Below are 22,800 nucleotides of genomic sequence, written 5' to 3'. Positions count from 1 at the left end.
GTAGCCCGGCAGGATCGGCAGCCCGGTGGCCTGCATCGCCTGGCAATACCCCTCAAGCCGCAGGCGGGCGGGGGTTTTATCCTGCGGCCCGGCGATACAGGCAATGCGCGTATAGCCACGCGAGATCAGAAACCGCGTGGCGATGTCACCGCCCAGCAACGCGTTATCCTGAATGATATCGCTGCCCTGTTCGAACGGAGCCCAGTCCATGATCACCGAGGGGATGGTCGGATAGCGTTTAAGGATATCGGCGGCTGGGGTATGGCTCTCGGTACACATTACCAGCAGGCCGTCCACGCGCTTTTGCAACAGCGTTTCCAGGCTGCGGTTCATACGGTCTTCGTCACCTTCGGTATTGCACAGCACCAGGCTGTAGCCGCGCTCGTAGCAGCTGCGCTCCACGCCGCGCACCACTTCCGAATAGAACGGGTTGCTGCTGGCGGTCAGCAGCATGCCGATGGTGCGGGTCTGATTGATCTTCAGGCTGCGCGCCAGCGCCGAGGGGGCGTAGTTCAGCTGGCCGATCGCCGCGGTCACCTTTTCACGCACCGCCTCGCTGACGAAGCGGTTGTTGTTGATCACGTGCGATACGGTAGAAGTAGAGACGCCCGCCAGGCGGGCGACGTCTTTCATAGTAGCCACACATTTACTCCTGCTGTTGCAAGAAGCCGTCTGTCTCTTCACGCCAGGGAACGGAGGGCTGTGCGCCACGACGGGTGACGGCAATCGCCGCGGCCGCATGCGCGAAACGCACGGCTTCGGTCATCGGCCGCTGCTCCAGCAGCGCGGTGATCAGCGCGCCGTTGAAGGTATCGCCAGCGGCGATGGTGTCCACCGCTTCAACGCGAAAACCGGGCACGCGCTGGCCGTTACCCTGCTCGCTGAGCCAGACGCCGCGGCTGCCGAGGGTAATCAGTACGGTACTGATGCCTTTCGCATGCAGTACCGACGCGGCCTGCGCAGCGGCAGCGTCAGAATCGACAACGACGCCGGTGAGGATCTGCGCCTCAGTCTCATTCGGGGTGATGATATCAATCAGCGCAAGCAGCTGGTCAGACAGCGCCGTAGCCGGTGCCGGATTGAGGATCACCTGAGTATGGTGCTGACGGGCAATCTGGGCCGCCGCCAGTACGCTCTCCAGCGGCGATTCCAGCTGCATTAACAGCGCGTCCGCATCGGCAATCACCTGCTGATGCTGCTGCACGCGGTCGGGGGTCAGTGCCGCATTGGCACCGGCATGAATGCCGATGGTATTTTCACCTTCGCCATTAACAAAAATAAGCGCCACGCCGGTCGGTTCGCCCGCCACTGCGGCAACCGGGGTGATGTCAATACGATCGCTGGCCAGCTGCTGGCGCACGCGCTCGCCGATGTCGTCGTCACCGACGCAGGCGATAAAAGCAATGTCGGCACCGCTGCGCCCGGCCGCCACGGCCTGGTTAGCTCCTTTTCCGCCAAAGGCCACCTGATACTGGTTGCCGATCACCGTTTCACCCGGACGGGGAAAATGGGCCAGGTTAAGGATGTGATCTGCGTTGATGCTGCCAAGGACAGCCAGTTTGCCGGTTTTCGTCATGAGAGTATCCAGATAAGTGCGCCACCCGAAGGTGGCGCGTGCCATGCTTTTCTTTGATTTATTTGGTGACCAGCTTCAGGTCTACCGGGTTAATGGCCTGAACCTTCTGGCCTTTCAGCACTTTATCCGCGGTTTGCACGCCGATAACGCCGATCTGCTCCGGCAGCTGAGCTACGGTCGCGGCCAGTTTGCCGCCTTCGACTGCTTTCACGCCGTCTGGCGTGCCGTCAAAGCCCACCACGAGAACATCAGATTTTCCTGCGGTTTGCAATGCGCGCAATGCACCCAGCGCCATTTCATCGTTCTGCGCGAACACGGCCTGCACGTCAGGATGCGCGGTCAGCAGGTTCTGCATCACGTTCAGGCCTTTGGTACGGTCAAAGTCCGCTGGCTGGCTGGCCAGGATGTTGAACTTGTGTTCGTCGGCGGCCTGTTTGAAACCTTCACCGCGCTCACGCGCTGCTGAGGTACCGGCAATGCCTTCCAGCTCGATAATTTTCGCACCGTCACCCAGCTTTTTGGCAAGGAAGTTACCGGCAGTCTTGCCGCCAAAGCGGTTGTCAGAAGCGACATGGCTGACCACCGTGCCCTGAGCAGCCACGCGGTCCAGGGTGATCACCGGAATGTTAGCCTGGTTGGCCATCTTCACGGCGTTACCCACCGCATCAGAGTCGGTAGGGTTGATCAACAGCACTTTGGTGCCGCGCACGGTCAGATCCTGCACGTTCGCCAGCTCTTTTGCCGGGTTGTTCTGTGAATCCAGCACGACCAGGTTGTAACCCAGCTTGTCCGCTTCCTTCTGCGCGCCATCCTTAAGAGACACGAAGAACGGGTTGTTCAGGGTAGAGACCACCAGAGCGATGGTGTCTTTAGCCATGGCGCTGGCGCTGAGGGTGGCGCCAAGCAGTACGGCCAGTGCAGTCAGTTTGTTCATCTTCATGTACGTATCCTGTGTAAGGTAAAAGAGTTATTTACTGCTTTTGTTGTCTACCAGCACCGCCAGCAAGATAACCACCGCTTTGACGATCATTTGGTAGTAAGAAGAAACGCCGAGCAGGTTGAGCCCGTTATTAAGGAAACCGAGGATTAACGCGCCGATCAGCGTGCCCATAATGCGGCCTTTCCCGCCGGCCAGGCTGGTACCGCCCAGCACCACCGCCGCAATCGCATCCAGCTCGTAACCGGTACCGGCCGTTGGCTGTGCCGAGGAGAGACGCGCCACCTCGATGGTGCCCGCCAGCGCCGCCAGCATGCCGCACAGCGCGTAAACGATGATTTTTACCCGGTTAACGCTGATGCCGGAGAGGCGGGTAGCCGATTCGTTGCCGCCCAGCGCATAGATATAGCGGCCCAGACGAGTGTGGTGCAGCATGTACCAGGCGGCGAGAAACACGATCGCCATCAGCCACACCGGGGTCGGGATGCCCAGCGGGCGGCCGATGCCGAACCAGCCGAACAGATCCGCGTTGTCGTTGAAACCGGTATTGATCGGGCTGCCGTTGGTATAGACCATGGTCACACCGCGCAGCAGCAGCATCATCACCAGCGTGGCGATAAACGCCTGCACTTTACCGCGGGCCACGATGGTGCCGGTAATGCCGCCAATCAACGCGCCCAGCGCCAGCGCTGCCGCCACCGCTACCAGCGCATTAACTTCCAGGCCGACGATCGACGCCGCCACCGCGCCGGTCAGCGCCAGCAGCGATCCCACCGACAGATCGATGCCGGAGGTGAGGATCACCAGCGTCATGCCCACCGCCATAATGGCGTTAACCGAGGTCTGCTGCAGAATGTTAAACAGGTTTGCCACGGTGAAGAAGTTCGGGCTGAGGCTGGAGACGATGGCGATCAACACCACCAGCGCAATCAGCGACTTCTGTTCCAGCAGCCAGGCCTTACTGATCAGCCGGCGTGAAGGGATAGTTTGCGTACTCATAGTTATGCCAGCTCCGCGCTGTAATGTTTACCTACTGCCGCCGCCATCAGAATTTCCTGCGAGGCCTGTTCAATCGGGAAGTCACCGCTGAGGCGGCCTTCGTGCATTACCAGCACGCGGTCGCTCATGCCCAGCACTTCCGGCATTTCGGAAGAGACCAGGATGATGCTCAGCCCCTCCTCTTTAAACTGGTTAATCAGCTGATAGATCTCTTTCTTCGCCCCGACGTCGACGCCGCGCGTCGGTTCATCAAGGATCAGCACCTTTGGCCGGGTCATCAGGCCGCGGGCAATCGCCACTTTCTGCTGATTGCCGCCGGAGAGCAGGCCAATCGGCTGGTTCATCGACGGCGTTTTGACGTTAAACAGCTTAATAAAGTCGCCCACTGCCAGCTGCTCTTCCGCATGCTTGAGGCGACCGCCGCCGTGGCTGAAGTACTTCAGCGCGGTCAGCGACATATTCTCTTTTACCGACATGCCGAGCACCAGCCCGTCACGCTTGCGGTCTTCAGAGATATAAACGATGCCGTTCAGCAGCCCCTCTTCCGGCGAACGCGCGGTGACGGCCTGTCCGTCGAGAGTCACCGTGCCGGCGGAACGCTTTAACGCGCCGTACAGCACTTTCATCAGTTCGGTACGCCCGGCGCCCATCAGCCCGGCCACGCCGAGGATCTCGCCCTTACGCAGGGTAAAGCTGACGTCATCCACCCCCGGGCCGCACAGATTATCAACCTTCAGACGCACCCCGCCCGGCGCTTTATCCAGACGCGGATACTGATCTTCCAGCTTGCGGCCGACCATCATCTCAATCAGCGACTCTTCGCTGAGCGAGACCACCTCACGCTCGGCGATAAACTGCCCGTCGCGGAAAATGGTAACGTCGTCGCAGATCTCAAAAATCTCTTTCATCCGGTGCGAGATATAGACGATGCCGCACCCCTGCGCCTTCAGCTCGTTGATCACCCGGAACAGCGAGGCGGTTTCGGTATCGGTCAGGGCGTCCGTCGGTTCGTCCATGACGATCACTTTTGACTCGAAGCTCAGCACCTTGGCGATCTCCACCATCTGCTGATCGCCGATCGACAGATCGCCCACCAGCCGGTGGCTGCTGAAGCGCAGGTTGAGGCGTTTCAGCAGCGCGTCGGCCTCACTGTGCATTTTGCTCCACTGGATGCGTCCGAAACGATTCACGAACTCGCGACCGAGGAAGATATTTTCGGCAATGCTCAGCTGCGGGATCAGGTTCAGCTCCTGATGGATGATGCCAATCCCCGCTTCCTGGGACGCTTTCGGCCCGTTGAAGGTGGTCTCTTTGCCCAGCCAGACAAAGCTGCCGGCGTCACGCTGATAGATGCCGGTCATCACCTTCATCATGGTCGATTTACCCGCGCCGTTCTCGCCCACCAGCGCCATCACGCGGCCGGGGTAGACGTTGAGCGCGGCACCGGAGAGGGCTTTCACCCCCGGAAACGATTTTTCGATGCCTTTCAGTTGCAGTAAAGGTTGCATAACGGCCTCAGAAGGTCACGCCAGCGCTGAGGATCACATTGGCATACGGAGAGCACTCCCCGCTGCGAATGACCGCCTGGCTGCTTTGAGTTTGTTGTTTGAACTGAACGTGACTGACGTAATGAAGGGTAATAAGGTTTCCCTGGTGTTGTTGCAATGTTTCAAGCAGCGTGAGCAGCTGGGCGTGGAGCTGCGGATTATGCTGTTTAATCTCTTCCGCAATCGTAGCACTCTCGACCTGCATCTCATCCGTTACCGCCTGCGCCACCTGTAAGAAGCTGGGAATACCGTGAGTTAAGGCCAGATCGATACGTTGCGGGCCGTGCGGCACCGGCAGGCCGGCATCGCCAATCACGATGGTGTCGGTATGGCCGAGGCGCGCGACCACGGTTGAGATATCAGAATTCAGTAAGGTGCCTTTTTTCATTTTCCACTCCAGAGCGAAACGTTTCGCTGAACTGCAGTGTAAGAAACAGGCAGGGGAAAACAATCGGGAAAATGCGAAAATGTGATCGCTATCGAAACGTTTCGCTGACGCGGGCGGGCAATTTGCTTTAGGGGTAAAATGGCAGCGGTTCCACTGCCATTACGGTGACATTTTTATGACGCGGAGCTATCTCCGTCAGGGAATTTTACGTACCTGCTTTACGTCCAGCTCGACGGAGTTGAAGTCTTTATCCAGTTTACCCTGCAGTTCAACCTTATCCTGCGGGCCGATGGTCTGCCCGTCCCAGCGTTTATCGTCGATCTCCACCTGCAGGGTGCCGGTAGCGTCACGGAACTGATAGTCCTCATCGCCCACCCGCTTTTCGATAGTGCCGCGCAGCGTCACCCAGGCATCATCCTTCATATCCAGCGCCTGCTTCACGGTGACCAGGCTGCCATCAGGTCCGCTAAAACCGCCCTGCTGCGTATGCGGTGCGGCGGCGTTCGGGTCAACAAATCCACCCTGCTGTACGGCCAGTACCGGGGTAGCCATCAGGGCGGTAATCGCCAGCAGCGCGGCTGATTTTTTCATCGTCATTATGTGCTCCTTTCTTCCTGAACAGGGCAGCCATCGCTGCCGGATACGTGCTGTTGAGCGGTCATTACAGCAAAGGGTTCTTAACAGGATCTTAAGGCGCAGGCGGCGGTGGCGATTTTTCTTCAGGCTGCGTAAATCACGGCAATTTCCGCCTCTCGCCCTGTACAGCACGACGGATGCTTCGTATAACTCCGTTAACTGAGAGGGAGAAACGATGAGAATTTTGCTGGTGGAAGATGATCGCCTGATCGGCGACGGCCTGCAGGCCGGGCTGGGAAAACTGGGCTTCAGCGTAGACTGGTTCACCGGCGGCACGCAGGGAATGCAGGCGCTGAGCGCCGCCCCCTATGACGCGGTGGTGCTGGACCTGAGCCTGCCGGAGATCGACGGGCTGGCGATCCTGCGCCACTGGCGGCAGCAGGGTCAGGACGAGCCGGTGCTGATCCTTACCGCCCGCGACGCGCTGGAGCAGCGGGTCAGCGGCTTACAGCAGGGTGCCGACGACTACCTGTGCAAACCCTTTGCCCTGAGCGAAGTGGCGGCTCGCCTGCAGTCGCTGATCCGACGCCGCCACGGCCAGCTGCAGCCCACCCTGCAGCACGGCGGGCTGGTGCTCAACCCCGCCGCGCACACCGCCATCCTGCACGGCGAACCCTTACCGTTAAAGGCGCGCGAGCTGGCGCTGCTGGAACTGTTCCTGCTCAACGCCGGACGGATCCTGACCCGCGCGCAGCTGGAGGAGAAGCTGTACGGCTGGGAGGATGACGTCTCCAGCAACGCGGTGGAGGTGCATATTCACCACCTGCGTAAAAAGCTCGGCAGCGGCTTTATCCGCACCGTCCACGGCGTCGGCTACGCGCTGGGGGAGGCGCCGTGATGCCGCACAGCTTACGCCTGCGTCTGATGCTGGGCTTTCTGCTGCTGAGCCTGCTGTGCTGGGGCGCGGCGGCGGTCGGCACCTGGTGGCAGACGCGGCACAATATCAATCAGCTGTTCGACACCCAGCAGATGCTGTTTGCCAAGCGGCTGACCACCCTGCAGCAGCAGCCGGTAGCGGATGCCGGGCCGCTGCCGAAAAGCAAAAAAATGCTGCGCCACCACCGCGGCGAGCAGGATGACGACGCGCTGGCGTTTGCGGTGTTCAGCCGCGACGGCCGCATGCTGCTTAACGACGGCGATAACGGTCGCAATTTTCTCTGGCACCCGGGTCAGGACGGCTTCAGTGACGGCCAGCTGCGCGGCGATGACGACCGCTGGCGGCTGCTGTGGCTAACCAGCGCAGACGGGCAGTCACGGGTGGTGGTCGGCCAGGAGTGGGAGTATCGCGAGGATATGACCCGCGATCTGGTGCAGGCCAGCCTGCTGCCCTGGCTGCTGGCGCTGCCGGTGATGCTGCTGCTGATGCTGTGGCTGGTCAGCCACCAGCTGTCGCCGCTTAAGCGCCTGACCCATCAGCTGCGGCAGCGGGCGGCGGACGATGCCGCACCGCTGGCGGATAACGGCGTACCGGCCGAGGTGCGTCCGCTGCTGCAGGCGCTTAATCAGCTGTTTGCCCGCATCAGCCAGACGCTGCTGCGCGAAAGGCGCTTTACCTCCGATGCCGCCCACGAGCTGCGCAGCCCGCTGGCGGCGCTGAAGGTACAGACCGAAGTCGCGCAGCTGGCCCACGACGATACGGCCATGCGCCAGCACGCGCTGGTGAACCTCGACCACGGCATCGATCGCGCCACCCGGCTGGTGGATCAGCTGCTGGTGCTGTCACGGCTGGACGACGGCCAGCCGCCGGAGGTCGCCATGCTGGACCTCACCGACCTGCTGCGCCAGGCGATCGTTGAGCAGGATGCGCTGGCCCAGGCGGGCAAGGTAGAGCTGCGGCTGGAGGCGCCCGACACGCTGCACTTCAGCGGCAACCCGCTGCTGCTGGCGTTGCTGCTGCGCAACCTGCTGCATAACGCCATTCGCTACACACCACCGGGGGGAGAGGTCGTGCTGCGGCTGCAGCCGGGCCGGCTAGTGGTGGCCGACAACGGGCCAGGGGTGGACCCGGCGCTGCTGCCCCGGCTGGGGGAACGCTTTTATCGGCCTCCTGGCCAGGCGCTGTCGGGCAGCGGGCTGGGGCTGTCGATCGTGCAGCGGATTGCCCGGCTGCACGGCATACGGGTGCAGCTTAGCAATGGTGATGAGGGCGGGTTAAGGGTGACGCTGGCGTGGTAACGAACAACATCGCCGCGGCGGCTCTGATGAGTCAGCGCGGCGATGTTATCCTGGCTTCCGGCTTTACGAGCGGTACTGGTTTAGCCCCTGTTCTGCCAGGCGCACCTGGCAGAACAGCAGCGTCAGATTTCCACCTGCGTCCCCAGCTCAATCACCCGGTTAGGCGGGATCTCAAACTGATCCGGCGCGCGCAGGGCGTTACGCTGCAGCGCCATAAACAGTTTGCCGCGCAGGCGCAGGTACCACGGGCGTTTGCCGATAATCAGCGATTCGTGGGACATAAAGAACGAGGTCTCCATCATCCGGCAGTTCAGCCCTTCCAGCCCGCAGCGGTGGAAAATTTCCTCGACGTTAGGCGTTTCACGCCAGCCGTAGCTGGCCACCACCCGCCAGAAGGTCGGTGACAGCTGCTCGATGGTCACCCGCCTGACGTTATGCACGTAGGGCACGTCCTCGGTGCGCAGGGTCAGCAGCACCACCCGTTCGTGCAGCACCTTGTTGTGCTTGAGGTTATGCAGCATGGCAAACGGGATGATGTTAATCGCCCGCGACATATAGACCGCGGTACCCGGCACGCGCACCGGCGGGGATTTTTCCAGCGAGGCGATCATCGCCTCCAGCGAATTGCCGTGCTCGTGCATCCGGCGCAGCAGGCGGAAACGCTCGCTCTTCCAGGTGGTCATCACCACAAACATCATCAGCGCCAGCGTCAGCGGCAGCCAGCCGCCGGAGAGCAGTTTCACCAGGTTGGCCGAGAACAGCGACACGTCGATGCACAGCATCCCCACCAGCAGCATCACCACCAGCCAGCGGTTCCAGTGCCAGTTTTTAATCGCCACCGTGCTGGCCAGAATCGCCGTCAGCACCATGGTGCCGGTCACCGCGATACCGTAGGCCGCCGCCAGGTTACTGGAGTGTTTGAAGCCGACAATCACAATCACCACCGAGACGAACAGCAGCCAGTTGATCACCGGAATATAGATCTGCCCGGACTCCTGTTCGGAGGTGTAGATGATGCGCATCGGCGGCAGATAGCCCAGCCGCACCGCCTGGCGGGTCAGCGAGAACACGCCGGAAATCACCGCCTGCGAGGCGATCACCGTGGCCAGCGTGGCGAGGATCAGCATCGGTATCAGCGCCCAGTCCGGGGCCAGCAGGAAGAACGGGTTTTTAATCGCCTCCGGGTGTTTCAGCAGCAGCGCCCCCTGGCCAAAATAGTTGAGCACCAGCGACGGCAGCACGACAATAAACCACGCCAGGCGGATCGGGAATTTACCGAAGTGACCCATATCGGCATACAGCGCCTCCACCCCGGTGATTGCCAGCACCACCGCGCCCAGCGCAAAGAAGGAGACCGATTTGTACTCAAAGAAGAAGTGCAGCGCCCAGTAAGGATTCATCGCCTGCAGCACTTCCGGGTTGTTTATAATGCTACGTGCGCCAAGCAGCGCCAGCACGATAAACCACAGCAGCATCACCGGCGCGAACAGTTTGCCGACCAGGCCGGTGCCGTGTTTCTGAATAACAAACAGCAGGGTCAGCACGGCGATCGCCAGCGGCACAATATAGCTGTCCAGCGACGGGGCGGCGATCTCCAGCCCCTCTATCGCCGACAGCACCGACACCGCCGGGGTAATCACCACTTCGCCATAGAAGAAGCTGCCGCCGATCAGCCCCATAATCACCAGAATGGCGGTGGCCCGCCCGCCGGTGTTGCGGCCGGCCAGCGACATCAGCGTCAGAATCCCCCCCTCACCGGCGTTATCGGCGCGCATCACATAGCTGATATATTTCAGTGATACCGTCAGCACCAGCAGCCAGAAAATCAGCGACAGAAAGCCAAACACCGCGTCGCGCTCAACGCCAAAACCGAACTGCCCGGAGAGGCACTCGCGCAGGGTATACAACGGGCTGGTGCCAATATCACCGTACACCACGCCGATGGCGGCCAGCGTCACGGCGCCAAGGGACTGCTTCTTGTCAGAGCTCATAGTTTTGTCTTTTTTGTGCTGAGTTACGCGGGATTGCGTACAGCGTCAGATCCTCAAACGGCGCACAGTATGCACGATTGAGAAAAAAAGCCGATCCTGAATTGCACGGCCGCCGCGTAAAATCGCACGCTTAGCTGGCTCGTGTCACCCTTTGATAATAAAAGAGCTGACTGCAATCCGCACTTTCAAGCATCATAGCCAGTAGTGTTTGCGCTCGCCAGCCACCGGGCTGGCCAGACCGTACAAAAAGGATGAATGTTTTATTATGGCTCAGCCTCATTTACTGGCGGAACGTATTGCCCGCCTCAGCAATGCGCTGGAGAAAGGTCTCTACGAACGCCATCACGCCATTCGCCTGTGCCTGCTGGCGGCGCTGTGCGGGGAAAGCGTCTTTTTGCTTGGGCCACCGGGCATCGCCAAAAGCCTGATCGCCCGCCGCCTGAAGTATGCGTTCCGCAACGCCCGCGCCTTTGAATACCTGATGACCCGCTTCTCCACCCCGGAAGAGGTGTTTGGCCCGCTGTCGATTCAGGCGCTGAAGGACGAAGGCCGCTATCAACGCCTGACTAAGGGCTACCTGCCCGACGCAGAAATTGTGTTCCTTGATGAGATCTGGAAAGCCGGCCCGGCGATTCTGAATACCCTGCTCACCGCCATCAACGAACGCCGCTTCCGCAACGGCGACAGCGAAGAAAAAATCCCGATGCGCCTGCTGGTCACCGCCTCTAACGAACTGCCGGAAGCCGACAGCGGTCTGGAAGCGCTGTATGACCGCATGCTGATCCGCCTGTGGCTGGATAACGTGCATGAAAAACAGAACTTCCGCAGCCTGCTCACCCACCAGCAGGATGAGAACCAGAACCCGGTCACCGACGCGCTGTGCATCAGCGACGAAGAGTACCTGGCGTGGCAGCAGGGTATCACTAAGGTCAGCCTGCCGGATGATGTCTTTGAGCTGATTTTTCAACTGCGCCAGCTGCTGGAAAACCAGCCGGAAGCGCCCTATATCTCCGACCGCCGCTGGAAAAAAGCCATCCATCTGCTGCAGGCCAGCGCCTTCTACAGCGGGCGCAGTACCATTGCCCCGATTGACCTGATCCTGCTAAAGGACTGCCTGTGGCACGACGTAGCCTCGATGAAGCTGCTCGATCGGGAGATCGACAACCTGCTGACCCAGCAGGCGTGGCAGCAGCAGCCGCTGCTGATTAAACTGCAGCAGGTCAACGCCCGCCGCCTGGCGCTGCAACAGCAGCAGAGCGTGGAGCAGGCGATCCGGCTGGAGAAACACGGCGGCATGTTCAGCCGCAAGCCGCACTATGAACTGCCGGCAACGCTGGCCGCAGAGTCGCTGACGCTGATGCTGCAAAAACCGCTGGTGCTGCACGATATGCAGGTCAGCCATCTCACCCTGACCCGCGAAGCGCTGCAGCACTGGCTGCAGAAGGGCGGCGAGGTGCGCGGCAAACTCAACGGTATCGGCTTTGCCCAGCCGCTCGACCTGCACGTGGACGGCAACGACTGCCTGACCCTGCGCGACGTCAGCCTGCAGTCCACCCGCCTGATGCTGCCCGGTAAACCGCAGCAGGGGCTGCCGGAAGAGATCGTGCAGGCGCTGGACGCGCTGGATACGCAACTGCACGCCCAGCGCACGCTGTTCAGCCAGCACCACCGCTGCCTGTTTATCAGCGACGACTGGCTGGCACGTATCGAAGAGAGCCTGCAGCAGGTGGCTGAACAACTGAAGCAGGCACGCCAGTGATTTCGCTGGACACGCTGAGCATGTTCCTTGCGGTCAGCGAGACCGAGCTGATTGAGGAGCTGGCGATCTCGCTGCTGGCCTCCCCGCAGCTGTCCAGCTTCTTTAAAAAATTTCCCAAACTGAAATCGGCCCTCACCCGCGACCTGCCGCAGTGGAAGGCCGAAGTGCTGCAGCAGATGAAAAGCACCGCGGTGCCGGACGATCTGGAAATCGAATTTACCCGCTTTCGCGACTGCCAGACCCTGAGCCAGGCCACCTTCAGCGCGCAGCTGCCCGCGCTGCTCGACTGGCTGATGCAGCAGCACTCACCCTTCGCCGAACAGGCCCGCCAGCTGACCGAACACAGCGATATCCAGCAGGTCAGCGTTGCCCAGCAGACGCTGTTTCTACAGCGCTGGCGGCTGAGCCTGACGCTGCAGACCCTGACGCTGAACCAGCAGCTGCTGGAGCAGGAGCGGGAAAAACTGCTGGCCGAGCTGCAGCAGCGGCTGGCGATGAGCGGCCAGCTGGCCCCGGTGCTGGGCGATGATGACGCCGCCGCCGGGCGACTGTGGGATATGACCCGCGGCACGCTGCAGCGCGGTGATTATCAGCTGATCGTCCAGTACGGTGATTTCCTTGCCGGGCAGCCGGAGCTGCTGAAGCTGGCCGAACAGCTGGGCCGCAGCCGCGAGGCGAAAGCGGTACTGGCGGAAGAGGCCCCGCCGGAGCCGTTCCACCAGCTGGTGCGCGAGCCGGAAAGCGTGCCGGAAGAGGTGAACGGGCTGCATCAGAGCGACGATATTCTGCGCCTGCTGCCGCCGGAGCTGGCCACCCTCGGCATCAGCGAGCTGGAGATGGAGTTTTACCGCCGGCTGGTAGAGAAAAGGCTGCTGACCTATCGCCTGCAGGGGGAGAGCTGGCATGACAAAGTAACCCTGCGCCCGGTGACCCATCAGCACCACGATCAACAGCCGCGCGGCCCGTTTATCGTCTGCGTGGATACCTCCGGCTCAATGGGTGGCTTTAACGAACGCTGCGCCAAAGCCTTCTGCCTCGCGCTGCTGAAAGTGGCGCTGGCCGACAACCGCCGCTGTCATATCATGCTGTTCGCCGATCAGGTGATCAGCTATGAGCTGACCGCCGGCGACGGCATCAGCCAGGCAATCCGTTTTCTCAGCCAGCGCTTTCGCGGCGGCACCGATCTCGCCGCCTGCCTGGATGCGGTGCTGCAAAAGCTGGCCAGCACCGCCTGGAAGGATGCCGACGCGGTGATCCTCTCCGACTTTATCGCCCAGCGCCTGCCGGAGGCGCTGGTGAAACGCACCCGCGACCACCAGCAGCAGCAGCATCAGCGTTTCCATGCGGTTGCCATGTCCGATCATGGAAAACCCGGCATTATGCGCATCTTCGACCATATCTGGCGCTTCGACACCGGGCTGAAAAGCCGCCTGCTGCGCCGCTGGCAGCGCTAAACCCCGCCCGTTGTCCATTGCATAAAAACGGCAAAAGCCATCTGCTATAGTCATAAGATTGTTTTTTTCCATCAGGCCCGACTGGAGCACCTTGTGACTGCACAACCGACAAAACCGAGCGGGTTACCCGCCGCCACCCGTACACTGCTGTTAAGCGGCGATAACGCAGAACAAAAACGCCAGCAGTTGCTCGCTTACTTCCGCCAGACCTGGGAACTGTATGAGAGCCTGTTTGACTGCCTGGCCGACGAACGCGCTTACTACACCAAGGCGATCCCGCTGCGCCATCCGCTGATCTTCTACTACGGCCACACCGCCACCTTCTACATTAACAAGCTGATGGCCGGGCAGCTGATCGACCAGCGGATTGACGATCCGATTGAAGCGATGATGGCGATCGGCGTCGATGAGATGAGCTGGGACGATCTGGACACCAGCCACTACGCGTGGCCAACGCTGGCCGAGCTGCGCGACTATCGCGGCAAGGTGCGCAGCCGGGTGGAGCAGTTTATTCAGGAGATGCCGCTGACCCTGCCGATCGGCTGGGACAGCCCGGCGTGGGTGATCCTGATGGGCATCGAACATGAGCGCATCCACCTCGAAACCTCCAGCGTACTGATCCGCCAGCTGCCGGTGCAGTGGGTACAGCCGCAGCCGCACTGGCCGGCCTGCACGGACGCGCGCCATGACCGCCACAGCGTGCCGCACAACAGCCTGATTACCCTGGCAGGCGGTACGGTCAGCCAGGGCAAAACCGACGACACCTACGGCTGGGATAACGAATATGGTCACCAGCTCCACCAGGTGCAGCCGTTCCAGGCCAGCCAGATGCTGGTCAGCAATGCCGAATACTACGACTTTGTTGCCGCCGGCGGCTACCGCACCCGCCGCTGGTGGGACGATGAAGGCTGGGGCTGGTGCGAATTTGCTAACGCCACGATGCCGACCTTCTGGGTGGGGGATGCCACCGCGCCCGACGCGCTTAAGCTGCGGCTGATGACCGAAGAGGTACCGATGCCGTGGGACTGGCCCGCCGAGGTCAACCAGCTGGAGGCAGCGGCGTTCTGCCGCTGGAAGGCGGAGCAGACCGGCGAACCGGTGCAGCTGCCCGCCGAGTGCGAATGGCTGCTGCTGCGTGAGCAGGTGCCGGGCGATCAGCCTGAGTGGGATGAAGCGCCAGGCAATATCAACCTTGCCCGCTGGGCCTCCTCCTGCGCGGTCGATCGTTTCCCTCAGGGCGAGTTTTTTGATCTGATCGGCAACGTCTGGCAGTGGACCACCACGCCGATCAACGGCCTGGAAGGCTTCCGCGTGCACCCACTGTACGACGACTTCTCCACCCCGACCTTTGACGGCAAGCACTCGCTGATCAAAGGCGGCAGCTGGATCTCCACCGGCAACGAGGCGCTGAAATCCTCGCGCTACGCCTTCCGCCGCCACTTTTTCCAGCACGCCGGCTTCCGCTACGTGGTCTCACGCCACCAGGAGACCATGACCCTCAACCCCTACGAAACCGACAGCATGGTGTCGCAGTACCTCGACTTCCAGTACGGCCCGCAGTACTTCAGCGTCGGCAACTATGCCAAAACGCTGGTGGAGATCGCCAGCGGCCTGACCGACAAGCGCCAGCGTGCGCTGGATATCGGCTGCGCCACCGGCCGCGCCAGCTTTGAACTGGCCCGCCACTTTGAGCAGGTGGTGGGGATGGACTACTCGGCGCGCTTTATCGACGTGGCGCTGCAGCTGACCCGCGGTGAGGACTTCCGTTACGTCACTCAGGAAGAGGGCGACCTGGTTGAGTACCGACAGGTGCGGCTGAAGGATATCGGCATCAGCAGCGAACAGGCCGGCCGCATTCAGTTTGTACAGGGCGACGCCTGCAACCTGAAGCCGCAGCCGGAGAGCTACGATCTGGTGCTGGCCTCCAACCTGATTGACCGGCTGCGCCAGCCGAAACGCTTCCTGCAGGACATCACCGCCATGCTTCGCCCCGGCGGCGTGCTGATGCTCTCCTCGCCTTACACCTGGCTGGAAGAGTTTACGCCGAAGGAGAACTGGCTGGGCGGCGTGCGCGAGAACGGCGAGGCACTCTCCACTTACCAGGCGCTGCAGCGGCTGCTGGCGGCCAATTATGAAGAGATCGCTCCACCGCAGGATCTGCCCTTCGTGATCCGCGAAACCGCCCGCAAATACCAGCACACGGTGGCGCAGCTGACCGTCTGGCGTAAGCGTTAGCTGTTAGCTGTTAGCTGTTAGCCAGCAGTTTTTTAAAGATCCTGCAGGCGACGCAAACCGTAAAGCGAAGGGAGCCTGTCAGGATCCTGGCAGGCAACCTGAACCGGGCACGGGGCTAACGGTGCCCTTCCTTCAGACAACACAAACCGTAAAGCGAAGGGAGCCTGTCCACGGAGTAAAGCATCACGGGCCACGGACGGCCCGTGCTGAGCCGTCATGGATGACGTTTTTTGCGTCTTTACGGAGTGGACAGGCTCCCTGAAGCTGCCACATTCCAGCAGCAGACAACGTTTTTTGCTTTTTGCTTTTTGCTTTTAAAAGCTTCCCACTGTTATTCCGGCAATTTTATTGTCAATTTCCCTTATTTCCTGCACATTATCCCCTTAAACACTGAACAATCCCTAACCGGAGTGACCATGGCCGACACCCTGCAACCCGATAACCTCGATCGCGGCATCCTCAACGCGCTGCTGGACAATGCCCGCATCGCCTACGCCGAACTGGCCAAACAGTTCAACGTCAGCCCGGGCACCATTCACGTGCGGGTAGAAAAAATGAAACAGGCGGGGATCATCAAAGGCACCCGGGTAGACATCGACCCCAAACAGCTGGGCTACGACGTCTGCTGCTTTATCGGCATCATCCTCAAAAGCGCCAAAGACTACCCGTCCGCACTGGCCCGCCTGGAAGCCCTCGACGAAGTGGTCGAGGCCTACTACACCACCGGCCACTACAGCATCTTCATCAAGGTCATGTGCCGCTCGATCGACCACTTGCAGCAGGTACTGATCAACAAGGTGCAGACCATCGACGAAATCCAGTCCACCGAAACCCTGATCTCCCTGCAAAACCCGATCATGCGCCCGATCAAACCCTGATCGGTGCATAACATTATCCACAGCCGGTTAATGTCACCGATACCCTAATTACGCAGCCCAAATGGCGATAAGTGAAAGATCTTCTCGCCAGCAAAAATACCAATCAGAGCCCAGCCCCCCTTCCTGTATTCCTGAAACGGATCCCACAGACACCCCGCACCGTCGGCGGCGCAGCCAGTTTCGCTACGGCCAGCGCGCAGCACCCGGAGCGTACTTCTGTACGTGAGGAGTGCGAGCACTGCCCGGAGTGAAAATGGCAAGTAAGCCAGGTGCCTCACAGAATACCCCTAACTATCCACAGGTAGATCCCAGGGTGATCACAGGGTACAATGCCCGCCTTTACGACTCAGGGATCCCCTCATGGCCGACATTACCTTAATCAGTGGCAGCACCTTAGGCAGCGCAGAATATGTTGCCGATCATCTGGCAGAGAAACTGGAAGAAGCCGGTTTTTCTACCGAGACGCTGCACGGCCCGGAGCTGGACGAGCTAAAGATGGAGGGGATCTGGCTGCTGGTGGCTTCTACCCACGGCGCAGGAGAACTGCCGGATAACATCCTGCCGCTGTTTGACGCTATAAAAGAACAGCAGCCGGACCTCAGCCAGCTGCGCTACGGTGCGGTGGGTATTGGCAACCGCGAATATGACCTGTTCTGCGGTGCGATCGATCTGTTTGACGATCTGCTGATCTCACTGGGCGCATCACGTATTGGTGACGTCTTTAAGATCGACGTGCTGCAGCATGAGATTCCGGAAGATCCGGCCGGTGAATGGGTTGAAAGCTGGAAAGCGCTGATCTGAGCACCAGGATCTGCCCGCGATCGGCGGGTGGATCCTCAGAAAACGTGCCTTTTCGATCGTGAGTTTTGTAAATATTGTCCTTTTTTGTCCATTTTCGCACCGCTTATCTGTGGATAACATAACGAATTACCCGGTGAAAACCGGTGGTTATCCCAATAACAACCCAGGTGCTTTCCTGAGCCTGTGCATAAGTACCTATTTTGATCCCAGCTTATACGCGAAAGGATCACCGATCATTCACAACTAACGATCGTCTCTAATCGGTTGATCGTTATCGGCTAATCAGGCTTATCCACAGAGATCGACGATCCTAATAGAAAGATCTAACAAAGAGATCTTTAAATAAAAAAGATCTTCTTTTTAATACCCAGGGATCCCGACGCTTTCACCGTCCGCTAAAGTTGAGTAGAATCCACGCCCCGGACAACGATCCCCCTTCATTCGCACAAACCGCGAGGTGCAGTACCATGTTTTATCCAGATCCTTTTGACGTCATCGTCATCGGTGGTGGTCATGCGGGGACAGAAGCCGCGATGGCCGCTGCCCGGATGGGTCAGCAAACCCTGTTATTAACCCACAACATCGACACGCTGGGGCAGATGTCCTGCAACCCGGCGATCGGCGGCATCGGGAAAGGACATCTGGTTAAAGAAGTGGACGCACTGGGTGGCCTGATGGCACACGCCATTGACCAGGCCGGCATCCAGTTTAGGATACTAAACGCCAGCAAAGGGCCCGCCGTCAGGGCCACCCGCGCTCAGGCCGACCGTGTGCTCTATCGTCAGGCGGTACGCACCGCGCTGGAGAACCAGCCGAACCTGATGATCTTCCAGCAGGCGGTTGAGGATCTGATCGTCGAAAACGATCGGGTGGTCGGTGCCGTGACCCAGATGGGCCTGAAGTTCCGCGCCAGGTCAGTGGTACTCACCGTAGGCACCTTCCTCGACGGTAAAATTCATATCGGCATGGATAACTACAGCGGTGGTCGTGCCGGCGATCCACCGTCGATTTCCCTGTCACAGCGTCTGCGTGAACTGCCGCTGCGCGTGGGCCGCCTGAAAACCGGTACGCCACCGCGTATCGATGCGCGTACCATCGACTTCAGCGTACTGGCACCGCAGCACGGCGACACCCCGCTGCCGGTATTCTCGTTTATGGGCGACGTCAGCCAGCATCCGCGTCAGGTGCCGTGCTGGATCACCTACACCAACGAAAAAACCCATGAGGTGATCCGCAACAACCTCGATCGCAGCCCGATGTACGCCGGGGTGATCGAAGGGATCGGTCCACGCTACTGCCCGTCGATCGAAGACAAGGTGATGCGTTTTGCCGATAAAAACGCCCATCAGATCTTCCTTGAGCCGGAAGGACTGACCAGCAACGAAATTTACCCGAACGGCATCTCCACCAGCCTGCCGTTTGACGTACAGATGCAGATCGTCCGCTCAATGCAGGGGATGGAAAACGCCAAAATTATCCGTCCTGGCTACGCGATTGAGTACGATTACTTCGACCCGCGCGACCTGAAGCCGACGCTGGAAAGTAAATATATTCAGGGCCTGTTCTTTGCCGGTCAGATTAACGGCACCACCGGCTATGAAGAAGCGGCGGCACAGGGCCTGCTGGCCGGCCTGAACGCCGGACGCTACTCGGCCGATAAAGAGGGCTGGGCGCCGCGTCGCGATCAGGCCTATCTGGGCGTGCTGGTCGACGACCTCTGCACCCTTGGTACCAAAGAGCCGTACCGTATGTTTACCTCACGCGCGGAATACCGCCTGATGCTGCGTGAAGACAACGCCGATATGCGCCTGACCGCCGCCGGCCGCGAGCTGGGCCTGGTCGACGACGCCCGCTGGGCACGCTTTAACCAGAAGCTGGAGCGCATCGAGCTGGAGCGTCAGCGCCTGCGTGACATCTGGGTACACCCGAAAACCGAATCGGTGACCGAGATCAACGGCGCACTCAGCGCACCGCTGACCAAAGAGGCCAGCGGCGAAGATCTGCTGCGTCGTCCGGAGATGACCTACCGCCTGCTGACGGGCCTCAGCGCCTACGCGCCGGCGCTGGATGATGCTGAAGCGGCCGATCAGGTTGAGATCCAGGTGAAGTACGAAGGCTATATCGCCCGCCAGCAGGAGGAGATCGACCGCCAGCTGCGCAACGAGAACACCCTGCTGCCGGTCGACCTCGACTACCGCCAGGTAAGCGGCCTCTCCAACGAAGTGATCGCCAAACTCAACGATCACAAACCGGGATCGATTGGCCAGGCTGGCCGCATCTCCGGGATCACCCCGGCGGCGATTTCGATCCTGCTGATTTATCTCAAAAAGCAGGGCTTACTGCGCAAAAGCGCGTAACCTGCTCTCAGGCCGGGGCAACCCGGCCTTTCGACGGAAGCGAACCCACGTGATTAATAAACTCTCTGCTCTGCTGCGCAAAGCCGGTATTGAACTCTCCGAACAGCAGAAACAGCAGCTGGTCGGCTATGTTGAACTGCTGCACAAATGGAACAAAGCCTACAACCTGACCTCGGTGCGTGACCCGGAGCAGATGCTGGTGCGCCATATCCTCGACAGCGTGGTGGTGGAACCCCACCTGACCGGCCAGCGTTTTATCGACGTCGGCACCGGCCCGGGCCTGCCCGGCGTTCCGCTGGCGATCGTACGCCCGGACAGCCACTTCACCCTGCTGGACAGCCTGGGGAAACGCATTCGCTTCCTTAAGCAGGTACAGCACGAGCTGAAGCTGGACAACATTACGCCGGTGCAGAGCCGCGTTGAGGCGTTTCCGGCCGAGCCGCCGTTTGACGGGGTGATCAGCCGGGCTTTCGCCTCGCTGCACGATATGCTCAGCTGGTGCCACCACCTGCCGGGGCCGCAGGGGCGTTTTTATGCGCTGAAAGGCGTGGTACCGCAGGACGAACTGGACAGCCTGCCGGCCGGTTTCAGCCTGGAAAAGGTGGCACAACTGCAGGTGCCTGAGCTGGAAGGTGAGCGGCATCTGCTGGTGCTGACCCGCAAACCCTGACCCGCGTCGGGCCCGACAAAATCGTGCTGATTGCGCGGCCCGATCATCAAAGCGGTCAGCAACCTGCACGTTGACCGCTTTTTTTCCTCTGAACGGTCTTAATCTTCCTTAACCGGCCGGCGTAAAAGCGCCGATGGCGGGTATCCGTTGAAAAGTGCGATCTTTTATCCGCGTGTGCAGAAGAGGGCAGGGTGGCAGACAGAAGCGAGATTCAGGATGAAAATGTGAGAAAGAGGTGGACGCAGCAGCCGCGTTGACATTAAATCTGCCGACAGACACGATCTGCAAGCCTTGGTTACATTTAACGGCTGATTCACAATTCATTATCATGGGTGTCACTTTTTTCAGCCATTTTACCCGAGACATTAGTCACGCATGAAAATATGAGCGCGTAATAAGTTGGCGTGAGTAATAGCATTGGCGGTGTTAAATATTTGCTACGGATGTCAATGAAAGGTTTTTATCAAGATAACCAACCGTTTTTAAATTTAATAAGTCTATCTTGTTGAATTTAATGAAAATATTAACACTGTTTAAACTGAAAACTGACAAATACCAGAATAATTATCCGCAATAACATTACTGAATTGTGATCTTACGCACGCTTTATGAGCAAATAGCACCTTGAATTACATGCAAAGGGTCGGCCAGCACGGAAGTTGTCGCTTTGCAAAAATAGCGAACTCGAAAGAAATTTAAATAATTGTTCACCTTTTCTCGACTTATCCATTGAAATCACAGGTGCGCACCGTATAATTTGCACGTTTTTTGCTGCTTGACTCGCGCGAGCGCGGGCAGCGTGATACGACACGCGACATCCCCTCGGGGCAGGAGAGTTTCAGCGTCATGTCAGTGTCCCTTTACAGAGTGAAATTTGCCCGAACCGTGCTGATGTTGCAGCTGGGGACCCTGGTCTTGATCGGAGCGCTGTTTGCCCTGAAAGAGTTGACCTGGGGCCTGTCCGCCTTAGCGGGTGGCGTGGCGGCCTGGCTGCCGAACGTGTTGTTTATGATTTTTGCCTGGCGCCACCAGGCGGGACACGAAGTCACGGGAAGGCTGGCCTGGACGTTTGCTCTGGGTGAAGCGTTGAAGGTGACGGTAACGATAGTGATTCTGATGGTGGCGTTAGGCGTGTTTAAGGCGGCCTTTATGCCGCTGGGACTGGCCTGGTTATCGGTGGTGATAGTACAAATCGTCGCACCGGCTGTAATTAACAACAAAGGGTAAGAGGCATCATGGCTGCAGGAGAAATCTCTACGCCGCAAGAATACATAGGTCACCATCTGACGCACCTTCAGTTGGACCTGCGTACCTTCGAGCTAGTGAAGCACGACGCTCCGGCGACGTTCTGGACTTTAAATATCGACTCCATGTTTTTCTCTGTGGTGCTGGGAGTTCTGTTCCTGGTGCTGTTCCGCAGCGTTGCGAAGTCAGTAACCAGCGGCGTGCCGGGCAAATTCCAGGCCGCTATCGAGCTGGTTGTCGGTTTTGTTGACGACAACGTGCGCGACATGTACCACGGTAAAAGCAAAGTAATCGCTCCGCTGGCCCTGACGATCTTCGTCTGGGTGTTCCTGATGAACTTCATGGACCTGTTGCCAATCGACCTGCTACCGTACATCGGCGAGCACGTGTTTGGCCTGCCAGCGCTGCGTGTGGTGCCTTCTGCTGACGTGAACATCACGTTGTCGATGGCGCTTGGCGTATTTATTTTGATTCTGTTCTACAGCGTCAAGATGAAAGGTATTGGCGGCTTTACCAAAGAGCTGACGATGCAACCCTTCAATCACCCTGTTTTCATTCCGATCAACCTGATTCTGGAAGGTGTGAGCCTGCTGTCCAAACCAGTTTCTCTGGGTCTGCGACTGTTCGGAAACATGTATGCGGGTGAATTGATTTTTATCCTGATTGCCGGTCTGTTGCCGTGGTGGTCACAGTGGGTTCTGAATGTGCCATGGGCCATTTTCCACATCCTGATCATTTCGCTACAGGCTTTCATTTTCATGGTCTTAACGATTGTCTATCTGTCGATGGCATCTGAAGAACATTGATTTTTTTCTCAACACTACTGCGTTTTAACTGAAACAAACTGGAGACTGTCATGGAAAACCTGAATATGGATCTGCTGTACATGGCTGCCGCTGTGATGATGGGCCTGGCGGCAATCGGTGCTGCAATCGGTATCGGCATCCTCGGAGGCAAATTCCTGGAAGGCGCCGCGCGCCAACCGGATCTGATTCCTCTGCTGCGCACGCAGTTCTTTGTTGTAATGGGTCTGGTGGATGCAATCCCAATGATCGCCGTTGGTCTGGGTCTGTACGTGATGTTTGCTGTCGCGTAATGAACCGATTGTTCATCACGTAGTGCAAGCTGGGTGATGAACGGCTTCTGCCGCGG

Annotated in this window: 20 protein-coding genes; 12 read left to right on the top strand and 8 right to left on the bottom strand. The window is 59.3% G+C overall.

Going from position 1 to position 22,800, the window contains the following annotated elements:
- The 7 genes from NV64_RS06315 to NV64_RS06285 form a co-directional block, all read right to left on the bottom strand.
- A partial coding sequence (locus tag NV64_RS06315; RefSeq protein WP_233208935.1) for a LacI family DNA-binding transcriptional regulator occupies positions 1-642 on the bottom strand: 642 nt, incomplete at its 3' end.
- A 4-nt stretch (positions 643-646) separates the two neighbouring features.
- Positions 647-1,576: a ribokinase gene (gene rbsK / locus NV64_RS06310; protein WP_056241158.1), complete on the bottom strand. Its 930-nt coding sequence runs from the start codon at positions 1,574-1,576 to the stop codon at positions 647-649.
- Positions 1,577-1,634: 58 nt separating this feature from the next.
- Complete coding sequence (rbsB, locus tag NV64_RS06305) at positions 1,635-2,516, bottom strand: ribose ABC transporter substrate-binding protein RbsB (protein ID WP_369814406.1); 882 nt, start codon at positions 2,514-2,516, stop codon at positions 1,635-1,637.
- Between the two features lie 27 nt (positions 2,517-2,543).
- Positions 2,544-3,512, bottom strand: a complete 969-nt coding sequence (rbsC, locus tag NV64_RS06300) for a ribose ABC transporter permease (protein ID WP_056241154.1) — start codon at positions 3,510-3,512, stop codon at positions 2,544-2,546.
- A gap of 2 nt (positions 3,513-3,514) precedes the next feature.
- Complete coding sequence (gene rbsA, locus NV64_RS06295; protein ID WP_056241149.1) at positions 3,515-5,020, bottom strand: ribose ABC transporter ATP-binding protein RbsA; 1,506 nt, start codon at positions 5,018-5,020, stop codon at positions 3,515-3,517.
- A 7-nt stretch (positions 5,021-5,027) separates the two neighbouring features.
- Positions 5,028-5,447 carry a D-ribose pyranase gene (gene rbsD, locus NV64_RS06290; protein WP_056241145.1) on the bottom strand — a complete coding sequence of 140 codons (420 nt, stop codon included), beginning with the start codon at positions 5,445-5,447 and terminating at the stop codon, positions 5,028-5,030.
- Between the two features lie 195 nt (positions 5,448-5,642).
- A complete protein-coding gene (locus tag NV64_RS06285) occupies positions 5,643-6,038 on the bottom strand; it encodes a YgiW/YdeI family stress tolerance OB fold protein (protein WP_101505559.1) in 396 nt (131 codons plus the stop codon).
- 220 nt (positions 6,039-6,258) lie between these two features.
- Here NV64_RS06285 and qseB point away from each other — a divergent pair, with 220 nt between their 5' ends.
- Complete coding sequence (gene qseB, locus NV64_RS06280; RefSeq protein WP_101505553.1) at positions 6,259-6,921, top strand: quorum sensing response regulator transcription factor QseB; 663 nt, start codon at positions 6,259-6,261, stop codon at positions 6,919-6,921.
- A complete protein-coding gene (gene qseC / locus NV64_RS06275) occupies positions 6,921-8,258 on the top strand; it encodes a quorum sensing histidine kinase QseC (RefSeq protein ID WP_056241139.1) in 1,338 nt (445 codons plus the stop codon). Before qseB ends, qseC begins: the two co-directional genes overlap by 1 nt.
- Positions 8,259-8,380: 122 nt before the next feature.
- On the opposite strand, the gene kup is transcribed toward qseC, so the two are convergent.
- The gene (gene kup / locus NV64_RS06270; protein ID WP_056241137.1) at positions 8,381-10,249 is read right to left on the bottom strand and encodes a low affinity potassium transporter Kup; all 1,869 of its coding nucleotides are present in this window, start codon (positions 10,247-10,249) and stop codon (positions 8,381-8,383) included.
- Positions 10,250-10,514: 265 nt separating this feature from the next.
- Here kup and ravA point away from each other — a divergent pair, with 265 nt between their 5' ends.
- The 10 genes from ravA (at position 10,515) to atpE (ending at position 22,744) form a co-directional block, all read left to right on the top strand.
- Positions 10,515-12,008, top strand: a complete 1,494-nt coding sequence (gene ravA, locus NV64_RS06265) for an ATPase RavA (protein WP_101505552.1) — start codon at positions 10,515-10,517, stop codon at positions 12,006-12,008.
- Positions 12,005-13,462 (top strand): ATPase RavA stimulator ViaA, encoded by a 1,458-nt coding sequence (viaA, locus tag NV64_RS06260; RefSeq protein WP_056241132.1) that lies wholly within the window; start codon positions 12,005-12,007, stop codon positions 13,460-13,462. The genes ravA and viaA overlap by 4 nt, the downstream gene beginning before the upstream one ends.
- A 93-nt stretch (positions 13,463-13,555) precedes the next feature.
- Positions 13,556-15,697: a 5-histidylcysteine sulfoxide synthase gene (gene ovoA / locus NV64_RS06255; RefSeq protein ID WP_101505551.1), complete on the top strand. Its 2,142-nt coding sequence runs from the start codon at positions 13,556-13,558 to the stop codon at positions 15,695-15,697.
- A gap of 416 nt (positions 15,698-16,113) precedes the next feature.
- On the top strand, positions 16,114-16,575 hold the full coding sequence (gene asnC / locus NV64_RS06250; protein WP_056241126.1) for a transcriptional regulator AsnC: 462 nt from the start codon (positions 16,114-16,116) through the stop codon (positions 16,573-16,575).
- 360 nt (positions 16,576-16,935) lie between these two features.
- Positions 16,936-17,376 carry an FMN-binding protein MioC gene (gene mioC, locus NV64_RS06240; protein ID WP_101505549.1) on the top strand — a complete coding sequence of 147 codons (441 nt, stop codon included), beginning with the start codon at positions 16,936-16,938 and terminating at the stop codon, positions 17,374-17,376.
- 467 nt (positions 17,377-17,843) lie between these two features.
- Positions 17,844-19,733, top strand: coding sequence for a tRNA uridine-5-carboxymethylaminomethyl(34) synthesis enzyme MnmG (mnmG, locus tag NV64_RS06230; protein ID WP_056241123.1), 1,890 nt, complete (start codon positions 17,844-17,846; stop codon positions 19,731-19,733).
- A gap of 49 nt (positions 19,734-19,782) precedes the next feature.
- Entirely contained in the window at positions 19,783-20,403 is a 621-nt protein-coding gene (rsmG, locus tag NV64_RS06225) for a 16S rRNA (guanine(527)-N(7))-methyltransferase RsmG (RefSeq protein WP_101505547.1), read from the top strand.
- An 846-nt stretch (positions 20,404-21,249) separates the two neighbouring features.
- The gene (atpI, locus tag NV64_RS06220) at positions 21,250-21,630 is read left to right on the top strand and encodes a F0F1 ATP synthase subunit I (protein WP_056241117.1); all 381 of its coding nucleotides are present in this window, start codon (positions 21,250-21,252) and stop codon (positions 21,628-21,630) included.
- A gap of 8 nt (positions 21,631-21,638) precedes the next feature.
- A complete protein-coding gene (gene atpB / locus NV64_RS06215) occupies positions 21,639-22,454 on the top strand; it encodes a F0F1 ATP synthase subunit A (protein WP_056241112.1) in 816 nt (271 codons plus the stop codon).
- Positions 22,455-22,504: 50 nt separating this feature from the next.
- Positions 22,505-22,744 carry a F0F1 ATP synthase subunit C gene (atpE, locus tag NV64_RS06210; protein ID WP_003849523.1) on the top strand — a complete coding sequence of 80 codons (240 nt, stop codon included), beginning with the start codon at positions 22,505-22,507 and terminating at the stop codon, positions 22,742-22,744.
- Positions 22,745-22,800 lie beyond the last annotated feature (56 nt).

The sequence above is a fragment of the Erwinia sp. B116 genome (genome assembly GCF_002865965.1).
GTDB lineage: Bacteria > Pseudomonadota > Gammaproteobacteria > Enterobacterales > Enterobacteriaceae > Erwinia.
This window is presented reverse-complemented; position numbering and strand designations above follow the sequence as displayed.